Origin of the sequence: Acinetobacter sp. YH12151 (genome assembly GCF_013418355.1) — a bacterium.
GTDB lineage: Bacteria > Pseudomonadota > Gammaproteobacteria > Pseudomonadales > Moraxellaceae > Acinetobacter > Acinetobacter pseudolwoffii.
Window position 1 is genome coordinate 1 of record NZ_VPCG01000034.1, and the last position, 13517, is coordinate 13517.

The window sequence follows — 13517 nt, forward strand, 5'->3', positions numbered from 1 at the left end:
GTTCTGTCATGAGAAAGCCCATATAAATGGGTAATGTACAAGTTGCTGTAGAAGCATGTTTAATTCGTCTGATCACAGATACTTTATAAAGTATTTTAATACTTTTTTGAATCCGTCAATGCGTAAGACCTATGTCTGTTATAAAGCTTTGTTTAATGATTCCAGATAATTTCTTTTCTAACTGATTCATATAAAAAAGTTTACATTGCCAAATTCGCTAACATCTTGACGTTAAATATGCGATTTAAGTGTGATATAAAAAATGGAAACTTAGAAAATAGAAAGGAGAGAGAAATGTCAAAGATTATTGATATAAAGGTGAAAGACCAATTTAGCAAGGTCATTGAGGTGAAAGCTTTATTACGTTCATTTGCAGAGCAACATCAGCATGATGCAATTGATCTGGTAAAAAAAATTGAACATATTGTAGTAGATGGCGAAACTATTTTACCGAGTATTGAACTGTTATTTGAAAGTCAAAAGTCTTCAAATATTTATAAAGTCGTAGAATAACTGGATCAATACGTTATACAAAGGTGAAAAAATTGAGTCCATCTATCCGATATTACAGGTTTAGCCATTAAAAACTCACCTTCCTGGTGAGTTTTTAATGAATGCAGAAAAGCAAAATTTATCCCCTATTAATAAAAAAGCCCACCGAGGTGAGCCAGAAATTAGATGTACTTAAGTTGTACATTCACATCATATTTTTCAAATTCTTGCAGAATCTGTTTTAAGGTTTTCTGAGCGGTGATATGTTCGGGGCTTAAAGAAATTTCCTGACGAGTATTACTGTCAAAACATTCAATGGCTTGAATCAGCCAATGGTGTTCGATAGAGCTTTTTTGAATCACTACACGTCGCGGTTGTAAACTGTCACTGAGCTGGCGGGGCAGTACATAGGTAATTGCCAGTTGCACAAGTTCTAGTTCTTCAGCCGGACTTAAAAAGGTAATGACCCAATTGCCCACCTTGCTCAGTTGCATGGGGTTATCAAACGCATCGAATTCTAAATAATGTGGCATATAGCAACCAAGCGGATTTTAATGATCACTATATGGCGAGATTTTCAGGTTTTTTCTATCCCGCTTAAGTCTGATATTTCAGGATTTAAATTCAGAGATAATATAAATATGATATAAAATCAATTATCTATATTTGAAATCCAAATCTGCTTGATTGCTAAAGTTACTCATTTAAGAGTTTAAAAGACTAAGACATGCTTATTCATGAGCTTAATTTTGCTGTAATTGTGCCAAAGAGAAATTGATCTGTTTCAGAATGTGATTCAATTCTTGCGGAGGAAGTCGGCTTTCCTGCAATGAGGTGATCCACTGTATTTGGCACATTTTTAAACTGCGCACATCCTGTACCTGTAAAATATGCTGAATTTGCTGTTTGGCCATCAAGCCACAATATTTTTGTAAGCTTTCCATCATCAGATATTTGAGGTCTTCAAAAGATAAAGCTTGCGGTTCAGGTAGATGAGGTTGATTGTCTGGATTTGTTTCAATAGATGAATTTTCTTTCAGCTCTTCGATAGGAACTAGGAGGTTTTTGCGGTTCTCGGTTACACAAGGTAGGGGCAGAGGTGAATTTAAGGGACGGTAAATCTCGGAATGCGCCAAATTGATTTTGGTATCGACTTCTGTGCCGGTCTGATGTGGACTGTTTGATATTATGCTGGTGTGAGCCGGAACAATTAAAGCCATTTCACAAAGTTGCTCTAAAAGCTCGGTGGGAGCAAGTTGCTGCTTTAATCTCTCATGTAACAGATCAAAATCTTTGCTGCCGATTAGCACCAATAAGCGGCGTTGGCGTGCGGTCAAGGGGATAGAGCGATTCTGTAGCACCTCGACCCCACGTTGAGTTTTATAAAAATGCATCATAGCTGAATGAGTTGTTCACTAAATTCAGCTAGAGCATAGTCTGGGATAATTACAATAATATGAAGAATATATTAAAAAACAGATACTTGTTTTAAGGGGTTTAAAGCGTGCTAATCGCTGTATTTTCGAGAGCCTTACGCAAATAAGGATCCAGTTCATCTTGGCGCAATAGCCATTGCACATAGTCGGCAGGAAGCTCTGCAATTGCGCTACCGCGATGTTTACCAAAGTTAATCGTACGTGGAATTCGGGCATCTTCAGAAGCATCGAACAGCTCCTGCATACTGTTAATTTTCAGGTGGTGTACGATATGCATCAGGATGTTGGCAGTTAAAATAATATCCATATCGGCACGATGCGCTTTACGGATCATTTCACGTGCTCGTTCACTGCCTTTGGTAATCATATAAATCAGTGCAGAAATATTATGTGCTTCTGCATCGGGCCAGACCCGACGTGCTAAAGCCAGTGTACAAATCGCTTTAATTTTCGAGGTATCTACCCCACATTTTTCGACAGCACGAACGTCATAATCAATATTATGACCAATCATATAAATCGTTTCATCTGGCAGGCGAAAGGTACTGTAATGTGGCTGACCTTCCAGATCAGATTCCAGAATATGATGCACCGCCATGGCGGCAAAAGAAATGGGTTCGTCACATGAATAGAGCTGATCAAACAGGCGGCTTTTATCCATACTGATTTTATGGTCTACAATTGCGACAGGCGCATAGGCAATTTCAATGGGTTGACCATTTAAAGTATGCGTTTCGGTATCAAGAATAATGGCCTGCATGCGTTGAGCACCATAAAAGAAGAGACAGACTCATATTAACGATAAATTGGGAAAAAGATTAGGCTGAATATTAAAAAATATACTTTTTAGCGCAAAGAATGCTGTTAATAAATCCAATTTTGCTGCAGGTTAAGGTTCAGAACTCTCATGCAGGAAAAGATTTAGCGGTACACCTGAAATGTTCTAAGGGTTAACACGCAGTTGCTGTTCTAGGTTTATAGGGGATAAAAAGGTAAGCGGAACTTAGCTTGAATCTCATTTTAAAATGCTTGCAAAGCGCTCGAGAAAACCAGTCTTTTCACATTTCAAGCAAGACTAGATGGTGAAGGAATAAAAAATGCTCAAAATTTTAAAAGTTAAAAACTTTAACGCCAATTCAATAATTTGATTTTACTTAAATTGGTCATGATTTCTAAAGGCTGGAGCAATATTTATAAAAAACTGCAGAAAGTTCATGATCGAAAATGCAAAACTTCATGCTACAATACGCGCCAATCTTAGCACGGCTTAAAAGCCCTAAATCAATAGGACCTCGCTAATGTTTGCCAATATCTCTATTGCTGAATTTGATCCAGAATTAGCTCAAGCAATCTCGAATGAAGATGCTCGTCAAGAAGCTCATATTGAGCTAATCGCTTCTGAAAACTACTGCTCACCAGCAGTCATGGAAGCTCAAGGTTCAAAACTCACTAACAAATATGCGGAAGGCTACCCAGGTAAACGCTACTATGGCGGTTGCGAATACGTAGACGTGATCGAACAATTGGCGATTGACCGTGCTAAAGAACTCTTTGGTGCTGATTATGCTAACGTTCAGCCACATGCTGGTTCACAAGCAAACTCAGCGGTTTACTTAGCGCTTCTTAACCCTGGCGATACAGTTTTGGGTATGAGCCTTGCTCACGGTGGTCACTTGACTCACGGTGCAAAAGTAAGCTTCTCTGGTAAAACATATAACGCGATTCAATATGGTTTAAACCCAGAAACTGGCGAAATCGACTATGAAGAAGTTGAACGTTTAGCGGTGGAACACAAGCCACGTATGATCGTTGCAGGTTTCTCTGCATACAGCCAAATCGTAGACTGGCAGCGTTTCCGTGACATCGCGGACAAAGTGGGTGCTTACCTGTTTGTTGATATGGCGCACGTTGCAGGTCTGGTTGCTGCTGGCGTTTACCCAAGCCCAGTGCAAATTGCTGACGTAACAACGACAACGACTCACAAAACACTTCGTGGTCCACGTTCTGGTTTAATCCTTGCGAAAGCAAACGAAGAAATCGAGAAAAAATTACAGTCTGCTGTATTCCCGGGTAACCAAGGTGGTCCTTTGGTTCACGCGATTGCAGCGAAAGCGATCTGCTTTAAAGAAGCGATGGCGCCTGAATACAAAGAATATCAAAAGCAAGTTGTGGTGAATGCAAAAGCCATGGCTGAAGTGCTAATCGCTCGTGGTTATGATATTGTGTCTGGCGGTACTGAGAACCACTTGTTCTTGTTGTCGTTAATCAAACAAGATATCACAGGTAAAGAAGCGGATGCCTGGTTAGGTGCTGCGCACATTACTGTGAACAAAAACTCTGTACCAAACGATCCACGTTCTCCGTTCGTAACTTCAGGTATCCGTATCGGCACACCTGCAGTAACAACCCGTGGTTTCGGTGAAGCTGAAGTACGTGACCTTGCAGGCTGGATTGCTGACATTCTGGATGCGAAAGGTGATGAAACGGTCATTAACGCGGTGAAAGCGAAGGTTGAAACTGTATGTGCTAAATTCCCAGTTTATGCATAATCGGTTTTAATCGGAAAGGAGCTCCCAACCGGGAGCTTTTTTTATAGCTGTTAAAATGACGAGAAAAAATCAGGATTTGGTTTAGCGCAATTCGAGTTAAACTATATCTATATCGCACCATGATTCAGGCCTAATATTTAATAGCTGATGTTGATAGGACAAGAAAATGAGTCATCAACAAAATCATATTGCGTTTTCTGAATCTGGCTTAAAGTCTTTTATAGACCAATCTCATTTTTAAATATTTAAAAGAACTGATTTATTCATTGCCAGCTTTTTAGATCCACCCTGTACATTCTGCTTAGTACCTGAAAATTTTTATGCAAATTTCAGACGAGCTCAGGTGTTGGTGCAATAAGCGCTGTGAGTGAGATCATTTTCTTTAAATCTGAACATTGTATTTATAGGAATCATTCAAATATGGGCACAACCTGTATTTGGTGTTCCTGTTGGCTGTTGATTCATTAATTTTTTATTTAGGTATCTAACAAAGGTAATCAGGATGAATAAAACTACTATTATTTTATCTCAGCAGGATTTAGATCGTCTGGAAACCATGCTTGAGCATCAGACCAAGCTGAGCGAAACCATGATTCGTCTGGAAGATGAACTGGCACGTGCTGAAATAGTTGGCCCCGCGGAGATCGCAAGTAATATTGTCACCATGCATTCGCGTGTGTTACTGACTATTGCACCGTCTCCAGAGCCTGTGGAAGTCACACTGGTTTACCCACATGAGTTTAAAGGTGATAAAGGTCAGGTAAATGTGATTGCACCGATAGGCGCAGCCATTCTGGGCTTAGCCGAAGGTCAAACCATTGAATGGCCACAACCAGATGGCCACACCATGAAAGTGACCATTGAAAAAGTGCTTTATCAGCCAGAGAGTACCGGGGATTATCTCTGATATTGTCTTGAACGCATGCTCAAAAGCCATAGTAATATGGCTTTTTTCATCTATGATTGATGTTCAAGAGTTTCATCAGACTAAGCTAGCAGTACAGCAAAATTTATCAAACACATTTGCTTTCATTGCAAAAAATATAATTAAAATAAAGATAAAACATGGATTTAGTTAAAGTGATGTAACGAATTTCTGGATAAATATACACAACGTGGTCTGTTTTTTTGCTACATTCGAGGATATTCAAGATTTTTATTTAATCTCTCTAAAAGGATACAGTCTTCGTCATGTCGCGATTTGAAGCTTTACCCGCCTTGACTGACATGTCTTTTGATCGTGAAGAAATACTGGCGATCAAACGTAATGAACTTGTGCCTGTACTGAGCCATCAATATGGACTGAATCATTATGCGGATTCTCTGATTCAGGCACAATCGGTGTTATTAAATGGGGTCGATCCGCATTTGACCCAACAGCTGAGCCAGACCATTGAGCAATTGATTCAGGCTTTGGCAGAATCTAAAAAATATCTGAAAAAACGTAAATTTAATGCACTACAAAAATGGCTTGGGATCGATCTGGATTATGGTTCGAGTCAGGTTGAATATTATCAGCGACTGGACCGTTTACTCGATCAAGCAGATCACCTAAGTCGTAAGTTACAGATTGAAATCCAGAAATCTCAGGCCCGTTTTCAGCAGCTTTTGGGTCTACGTGAGCAGATGGCCAAGCATATTGTCGCGGCAGACGAGTTTTTATCAGAATATCCGCTGTTCATCAAAAACCAGCATCCACTGGATAATTTTTCTGAGCGGCTTTCCAAGAAAATCAATACACTGCGTACCTTGCAAAGCAGTAATGACATTGCCATTACCCAGATGCAGCTTTCACAGCAGCTGTCCTTTAGCTTATTAGACCGCTTTAAAGAAGCGCAACAGGTCTTGATTCCGGCCTGGCAATATCATGTCCAACAAAGCCAGAGCAAGCACTCGACAAGTGATCTGGAAAAACTTGATAATAGCCGTGAAAGTCTGATTAAAACGTTAAAAAAATCCCTCGAGAAACCCTCGAAAACATAACAATATAAGGTGAACCATGACCAAGTCTGATTTAGTAAATTTACCTGTTGAAAGCTCGAATGAACTGGTCGAACAAAAATTTCAGCAAATGGATCTGAAAGAACTGGGCTTGCAACCTGCTGACTTTCAGGAAGTACTGGCAGCACGTAAAGAATTGCAGGATATGAGTCATAACAGCGTGGCTGAGTATGGTAAAAATATTGCGACCAAAACCTCGACCTATACTGATGAATTACTGAATCTGGTCCAAAATAGAGATCTGGATGCAACAGGGCAGAAACTGAATCAGGTGGTGCAGGTGGCCCAGCAACTGAATACCAGCAGCATTTTAAGTCAAAAGAAAAGTTCAGGTTTTTTTGGCAATATCATCAGCAAGTTCAAAGGCGCAAAAGGCAACTTTGATGCACATTTCAATACCACCAAAGAGCAGCTCGATGTACTGGTCAAAGAAATTGAAACCTCGCAGTCCGGTTTGAAAGCGCGTGTAGATACCCTGGATAAAATGTTTGACGGGGTACAGGATGAATATAAACAGCTCGGGGTACATATTGCTGCCGGCCGTTTACGTGAGCAGGAGCTACAGCAGGAAATCTCCGCTTTAACCGCTTTGCCGCAAGATCAGAGCACAACACAGAAAATTTATGATCTGAACCATCTGGCCAATAATCTGGAAAAACGGGTCAGCGATTTGCAGGTTTTGCAGCAATCTGCCATGCAAACCTTGCCGATGATCCGGATTATTCAGTCCAACAACCTGATGCTGGTCGACAAGTTTTATGCCATTAAAAATATTACTTTACCGGCATGGAAAAACCAGATCAGTCTGGCCATTTCTCTGAGTGAACAAAAGAACAGTGTCCAGCTGGCCAATACCATTGATGATGCCACCAATGAACTGCTGCGCCGTAATGCAGATCTATTGCATCAGAACTCTGTCGATACCGCAAAAGCCAATCAGCGCTCCGTAATTGATATCGAAACGCTTGAACATGTGCAAAACACCCTCATTAAAACAGTCAATGATGTGATACAGATTCAGAAAGAAGGTGTACAAAAACGCACAGAAGCAACCGTGCGTTTAAAGGCTTTACAGGATAATCTGAATCACTTGGTGATTGAATCAAGTACGAGCGGATCAAAGCCCAACTAAATATTGTGGTTGAAGATCTAAAAGGAGTAAAGATTGCCTCCCTTAGATGAATATGCGGTGTCTCCTGGTGAGATCAAGCAAGGCGTGGTTGCGCTCAAGAAACGTCAACGCAATTTGATGTTATTGGGTATCACCAGTTCTACGGTATTTATTGCCTCCATCATTGGTCTGTTTTTTCAGCAGGAACTGGTCTATGGCTTTTTTGGCCTGAGTACCGAAGTGCAGCAGTTACATTTACCGGTCAGTGTAGATGCCACGCTGGCCAGCATTGGTGATAGTCCGGATTATTTTTTTAGTTTGCTGAGCTGGTTTGGCTGGCTGATTATTAAAATTTTTGCTTCTTTTATCGGTGCATTTTTTATCATTGGCCTATTAAAGAAACTGCGTTTCTTTTATGTGCGCTTTCAGTCTTTTGTGCTGAAATTTGTCGCCTGGCTAATTGCCTTTATGGTGATCTGGTCGGGATTAACTTACTGGCAGCATGATTTACGGAATGACCGGCATGATGCTTATCAGCAGGTGGTGTATTACGATAGCAATATCAATGACAGTGAAATTGCACGATACCTCGCCGATTCAGAGATTGCCGCACCGGTAAAATCTTATTTACTGGCACAAACAGCACTTTTGCATAAACCGCAAGATTTATCGGCTGCAAAACCTTATGTATTCAATCTGGTAGAAGCAGAAAAGCAGGATGCAAAATTTGAGCAATATGGCTTTAAGCCGGAACAAATTTGGACCATGCAGCAACAGATCTATGGTCAAGCCATGACACCGGTTGCCAAGAGTGTAAATACGCAAGTACAACAGGCAAACCAGTTGAGTCAGATCACTTATCTGGTGATTATTGGAGTGGCCATTTTATCGGCATTTCTGAGTTTAGTTCTGTTCTTCTTGGCCAATTCAATCAAAGGCCGATCCTTGCGTATCGAGCAACGGATAAATTAATGTTTTGGAAATGCTCCTGTTTAGGAGCATTTTTTATCTGCTGATGAAACAGTATAAAAATTAAAAGTTGAAATACCAAAAATAATTATCAAACCAATGATCTAAAAAAACGATTTACAATATAAAAACAAACCGTTTTACCTATTTTGATTTATGCACTAATATCGCTTTATCAAATAAATATTTATTCCTTTGGAGACGTTAGCCATGTTAGACCAAAATACTTCAGCTCAATTAAAAACACTACTCGAACGTCTGGAAAGCCCGATTGAACTGGTTGCGACTTTAAATGATTCCGACAAATCTGCAAAAATCAAAGAACTGGTAGAGGAAATCGCTGCATTATCTGATTTAGTCACTGCGCGTTTTGATGGCCAGAACCAACGTGCACCAAGCTTTGGTATTGCCAAAGCAGGTGAAGAACCACGTGTCTACTTCGCAGGTCTGCCAATGGGGCATGAATTCACCTCACTGATTCTGGCTTTACTACAAAGCTCTGGTTATGCACCGAAAGTATCTGCTGAAGTTTTAGAGTCGATTAAAGGCTTAGGAATCAAATCTGATTTTGATGTATTTGTATCACTCAGCTGCCATAACTGTCCGGATGTGGTTCAAGCCTTAAACCTGATTGCAATTTACAACCCGGGCACAACAGCCACCATGATTGATGGGGCATTCTTCCAGGATGAAGTGGATGAACGCAAAATCATGGCGGTGCCGATGGTGTTCCAGGACAACCAGCATATCGGTCAGGGTCGTATGACGTTGGAAGAAATCGTGGCAAAACTGGATACCAACTCTGCAGCAAAAGAGGCTGAAAAGCTCAATGCCAAAGACGCCTTTGATGTACTGGTGATTGGTGGTGGTCCTGCAGGTAATACATCTGCAATCTATGCAGCGCGTAAAGGTATCCGTACAGGTATCGTGGCTGAGCGCATGGGCGGTCAGGTCATGGACACCATGGACATCGAAAACTTTACCTCGATTCAAAAAACCCAAGGTCCCAAGTTTGCTGCTGAAATGGAAGCACATGTACGTGAATACGGTGTTGACATCATGAACCTGCAACGTGTCTCTAACATCAAAGGTGCAGATGAAACAACGAATGGTCTGGTAGAAGTGACTTTAGAGAATGGTGCCAAACTTGAATCGAAAACGGTCATCCTGTCTACAGGTGCACGCTGGAGAGAAATGAACGTTCCGGGTGAGCAGGAATACAAAACCCGTGGTGTGGCCTACTGCCCACACTGTGATGGTCCATTGTTCAAAAGCAAACGTGTTGCGGTAATCGGTGGGGGTAACTCTGGTGTTGAAGCTGCGATTGATCTTGCAGGGATTGTAGAGCATGTGACTTTGGTTGAGTTTGATAGCAAGCTTCGTGCGGATCAGGTATTGCAAGACAAATTAACAAGCTTGCCAAACACCACGGTAATTAAAAATGCCTTGTCGACTGAAGTGGTGGGTGACGGTTCACAAGTGACTGCACTGAAATACAAAGACCGTACGACTGACCAAGAGCACACTGTTGAATTGGCGGGGATCTTCGTACAGATTGGTTTGTTGCCGAATACCGATTTCTTAAAAGCAACAGCGGTTGAATTGTCAAATCGTGGTGAGATCCTGATTAACGAACGCAACGAAACCAATGTGAAAGGTGTATTTGCGGCGGGTGACTGTACTACTGTTCCTTATAAGCAGATCATCATTGCCACAGGTGAAGGCGCGAAAGCATCACTGTCTGCATTTGATTATATCATCCGTTCAGGTCAGTAAAAAATAACACCAAGGTTCCCCAAAACCTTGGTGTTCGATCTCGATTATCTTTGTTATACCTTTTTATAGGAACTCCGGACGCTAACACCAGAGTTCCTTTTTTTATTGTTATATTTGCTTCCTTTTTTAGATCAGCCAGAAGCATCCCCAATTGCTTCTGGCTGTTTCTTTCCTCTGTACTGTTTTTGTTTTGACTCTTATTATTTAGCCTTCCCCAAGGTTGTCTTTATTCAATGCAATATTTATTCCAATGTTTGATCAGTACTTAAGACTGGAACAAATTCAAGACTTTAAATTTTTCTAACAGTTGCTCTTGCGTCTCTACATGCTCAGGATGTGGCACAATGCACTCAATTGGGCATACATCTACACAGGTTTGGCGCTCATAAAAGCCGACACATTCCGTACAACGGTTCACATCAATCTCATAGACTTTCGCACCCTCATAAATCGCATCATTTGGACATTCTGCTAAACACATATCGCAATTGATGCATTTGTCGGTAATCAGCAGCGCCATGTTTAACTCCCCTGATAAGCCAGTGACGATGCCGAAATATCTATAGTCGATGTCGGCAGATTGCGGATGAGCAGTGCATATTGCATATCTACATCTGCTGGAACCGGAATCTCGACGATATGACCTGAGCCTTTAGCCTCAGAAATCAGATTGCCTTTTTTGTCTTTCATTTCGGTTAAAACAAAGCTGATATTGCCTTGAGTCGTCATCAGCTCTAAGGAATCACCCACGACAAAACGGTTTTTTACATCAATTTTGATGGAGTTACCGTTACGTTCTAAGACTTCACCGCAGAACTGTTGATGGTCAAAACTTGAAGAACCATTTTCATAATTGTGATATTCACTGTGCACATGACGGCGCAGGAAACCTTCGGTATACCCACGATTGGCCAGACCTTCTAATTGCGTCATCAATGCTGGGTCAAATGGTTGGCCCGCAAGCGCATCATCAATGGCCTTACGATAGATTTGTGCGGTACGGGCACAGTAAAAATAGGATTTGGTCCGGCCTTCAATCTTCAAGGAATGTACCCCGACCTTGATCAGACGATCGACATGTTGTACCGCACGTAAATCTTTAGAATTCATGAAATAAGTGCCATGTTCATCTTCTTCGGCAGCAAACATGTCTTCATCATTACGTTGTAATAATACCGGTTCATCAAATTGATGCTGTGCTTGCATATGTGCTTCGTCGGCATCTTGAGAGCAGCAGCCTGAATCCAGATTTTTCACTGGAATCACATCACCAGTTTCATCTTCCTTCGCATCCAGAACTTTGTATTCCCAGCGGCAGGCATTGGTACACGCACCCTGATTGGCATCACGTTTATTCATATAACCAGACAGCATGCAACGGCCGGAATAAGCCATACACAGCGCACCATGTACGAAAACCTCAATCTCCATATCCGGTACTTGCTGTTTAATCTCAGCAATTTCTTCAATCGATAATTCACGTGACAGAATCACGCGCGTGAGTCCCATATTTTTCCAGAATTTTACCGTTGCCCAATTCACTGCATTGGCTTGCACAGACAGATGAATATCCATTTCTGGAAAATGTTCACGCACCATCATGATCAGGCCCGGATCAGACATGATCAGCGCATCCGGCTGCATCGCCACCACAGGTTCCAGATCACGAATAAAATTTTTCAGTTTGGAATTATGCGGCTGGATATTGACGACCACATAGAACTTTTTACCTAGCTCATGGGCTTCTTGAATGCCAATCGCCAGATTGTCATGATCAAATTCATTATTACGAACGCGCAAACTATAACGCGGCTGACCTGCATAGACTGCATCTGCACCATAGGCGAAGGCATAGCGCATATTTTTCAGTGAACCGGCAGGTGAGAGGAGTTCAGTAACGGTCGTCAGGCTCATGATGGAATCGAAAGACATATAAAAAGTACGGCTTTATTCTAACCATCTAAAATTTGGATTCAACCCAGTAAATTACTCGGAAATAAGCCATTTAGAATAAAAAGAATGTTTTATTTTGAGTGAAATGAAGCACTAAAATTATTCAATATTCAATTATTTTCAGTCTGTTCGAGCATTTTTAAAATCTGGCAATGATCAATGGTGGTCGGGACATTACAACTTTTGCGAAGTGCAATCAGCTGTTGTTCGAATAGCTGTAATTCCCTAATTTTTTTGGAGATATCTTCTAAATGCTGGTCGATGAGCTGATTCACTGCACCGCATTCCTGCTGCGGATTCTGTTCGAGTTTAATCAGGGCTTCAATCTCTTTTAAGGACATGTCCAAAGCACGACAGCGTTTGATAAAAAGCAGCCTTTTCAGGGCTTCTTCACCATAATAACGATAGCGATTACTTGCTCGAAAATTCGGCTGTATCAAGCCTTTCTTCTCATAAAAGCGAATGCTATCTGTGCTTAAAGCAGTCTTTTTGGCTATTTCTGAAATTAAATAGACCGACATTGCTCGCTCCTGCTTGACCTTGGAGTTAGTCCATAGTTTCTAATTATTTTAACTCATTTTTTGCACGAAAGTATGGAAGATCAACATGGCCTGTAGCTGTAGTCATGAACCTGCTCCACCCAAACCTGACAGTAAGTTTAGAACGGCGTTATGGATTGCCTTGGTGGTGAACCTGACTTTATTTGTGGTAGAACTGATTGGTGGGGCCTATGCACATTCATCGGCTTTGTGGGCAGATGCCTTGGACTTCTTTGGTGATGCCGTCAATTATGGCGTCTCTTTGGCGGTCATCGGTGCAAGTCTGTACTGGCGCGCAACAGTCGCCTTGCTCAAGGGAATGACCATGGCCTTATTTGGCTTGGTGATCATGGGCAAAGTCATTTATGCCTATCTGCAAGGCATTCCGCCAGAGGCACTGACCATGGGCTTGATTGGTGTGCTGGCATTGCTGGCAAATGTATTTACGGCAGTCATTCTTTATGCCTTTCGTGAAGGTGATTCCAATATGCGGTCAGTCTGGCTGTGTAGCCGAAATGATGCCATTGGCAATGCTGCCGTGATTCTGGCAGCAGTCGGGGTTTTTGGTACAGGCAGTCTGTGGCCAGATATAATAGTGGCGATGATTATGGCGAGTCTTGGTTTAACTGCGGGTTATCAGATTGTGAAGCAGGCACTGGCAGAACGGGCATTAGGACATGAGTCAGCCTGA

At 41.6% G+C, this 13517-nt stretch carries 14 protein-coding genes; 8 read left to right on the forward strand and 6 right to left on the reverse strand.

What is annotated here, in order from left to right:
* The first annotated feature begins 294 nt into the window (after positions 1–294).
* Complete coding sequence (locus FTU82_RS11815) at positions 295–513, forward strand: hypothetical protein (RefSeq protein ID WP_180001332.1); 219 nt, start codon at positions 295–297, stop codon at positions 511–513.
* Between the two features lie 161 nt (positions 514–674).
* On the opposite strand, the gene FTU82_RS11820 is transcribed toward FTU82_RS11815, so the two are convergent.
* The 3 genes from FTU82_RS11820 to FTU82_RS11830 all read right to left on the reverse strand — a co-directional run bounded on the left by FTU82_RS11820 (position 675) and on the right by FTU82_RS11830 (position 2688).
* Entirely contained in the window at positions 675–1025 is a 351-nt protein-coding gene (locus FTU82_RS11820) for a hypothetical protein (protein ID WP_180086345.1), read from the reverse strand.
* A 210-nt stretch (positions 1026–1235) separates the two neighbouring features.
* The gene (locus FTU82_RS11825; RefSeq protein ID WP_180086343.1) at positions 1236–1889 is read right to left on the reverse strand and encodes a hypothetical protein; all 654 of its coding nucleotides are present in this window, start codon (positions 1887–1889) and stop codon (positions 1236–1238) included.
* 100 nt (positions 1890–1989) lie between these two features.
* Positions 1990–2688, reverse strand: a complete 699-nt coding sequence (locus tag FTU82_RS11830) for a DNA polymerase III subunit epsilon (protein ID WP_005097503.1) — start codon at positions 2686–2688, stop codon at positions 1990–1992.
* A 538-nt stretch (positions 2689–3226) separates the two neighbouring features.
* Here FTU82_RS11830 and glyA point away from each other — a divergent pair.
* The 6 genes from glyA to ahpF all read left to right on the forward strand — a co-directional run bounded on the left by glyA (position 3227) and on the right by ahpF (position 10334).
* Positions 3227–4477 (forward strand): serine hydroxymethyltransferase, encoded by a 1251-nt coding sequence (gene glyA / locus FTU82_RS11835; RefSeq protein ID WP_005097502.1) that lies wholly within the window; start codon positions 3227–3229, stop codon positions 4475–4477.
* Positions 4478–4979: 502 nt separating this feature from the next.
* Positions 4980–5384: a nucleoside diphosphate kinase regulator gene (gene rnk / locus FTU82_RS11840; protein WP_005097501.1), complete on the forward strand. Its 405-nt coding sequence runs from the start codon at positions 4980–4982 to the stop codon at positions 5382–5384.
* 284 nt (positions 5385–5668) lie between these two features.
* Positions 5669–6460 carry a hypothetical protein gene (locus tag FTU82_RS11845; RefSeq protein WP_005097500.1) on the forward strand — a complete coding sequence of 264 codons (792 nt, stop codon included), beginning with the start codon at positions 5669–5671 and terminating at the stop codon, positions 6458–6460.
* A 16-nt stretch (positions 6461–6476) separates the two neighbouring features.
* Positions 6477–7610, forward strand: a complete 1134-nt coding sequence (locus FTU82_RS11850) for a toxic anion resistance protein (protein WP_180049264.1) — start codon at positions 6477–6479, stop codon at positions 7608–7610.
* Positions 7611–7643: 33 nt separating this feature from the next.
* Complete coding sequence (locus tag FTU82_RS11855; RefSeq protein WP_180086341.1) at positions 7644–8561, forward strand: hypothetical protein; 918 nt, start codon at positions 7644–7646, stop codon at positions 8559–8561.
* Between the two features lie 207 nt (positions 8562–8768).
* Complete coding sequence (ahpF, locus tag FTU82_RS11860; protein WP_180086339.1) at positions 8769–10334, forward strand: alkyl hydroperoxide reductase subunit F; 1566 nt, start codon at positions 8769–8771, stop codon at positions 10332–10334.
* Between the two features lie 265 nt (positions 10335–10599).
* On the opposite strand, the gene FTU82_RS11865 is transcribed toward ahpF, so the two are convergent.
* The 3 genes from FTU82_RS11865 to FTU82_RS11875 form a co-directional block, all read right to left on the reverse strand.
* Positions 10600–10854 carry a YfhL family 4Fe-4S dicluster ferredoxin gene (locus tag FTU82_RS11865; protein ID WP_005097495.1) on the reverse strand — a complete coding sequence of 85 codons (255 nt, stop codon included), beginning with the start codon at positions 10852–10854 and terminating at the stop codon, positions 10600–10602.
* Positions 10855–10856: 2 nt separating this feature from the next.
* Positions 10857–12266, reverse strand: a complete 1410-nt coding sequence (gene yegQ, locus FTU82_RS11870; RefSeq protein WP_005097493.1) for a tRNA 5-hydroxyuridine modification protein YegQ — start codon at positions 12264–12266, stop codon at positions 10857–10859.
* A 131-nt stretch (positions 12267–12397) separates the two neighbouring features.
* A complete protein-coding gene (locus tag FTU82_RS11875; RefSeq protein ID WP_005097491.1) occupies positions 12398–12808 on the reverse strand; it encodes a Cd(II)/Pb(II)-responsive transcriptional regulator in 411 nt (136 codons plus the stop codon).
* Between the two features lie 85 nt (positions 12809–12893).
* Between FTU82_RS11875 and FTU82_RS11880 the strand changes: the two genes are divergently transcribed.
* Positions 12894–13517, forward strand: coding sequence for a cation transporter (locus FTU82_RS11880; RefSeq protein ID WP_100329024.1), 624 nt, complete (start codon positions 12894–12896; stop codon positions 13515–13517).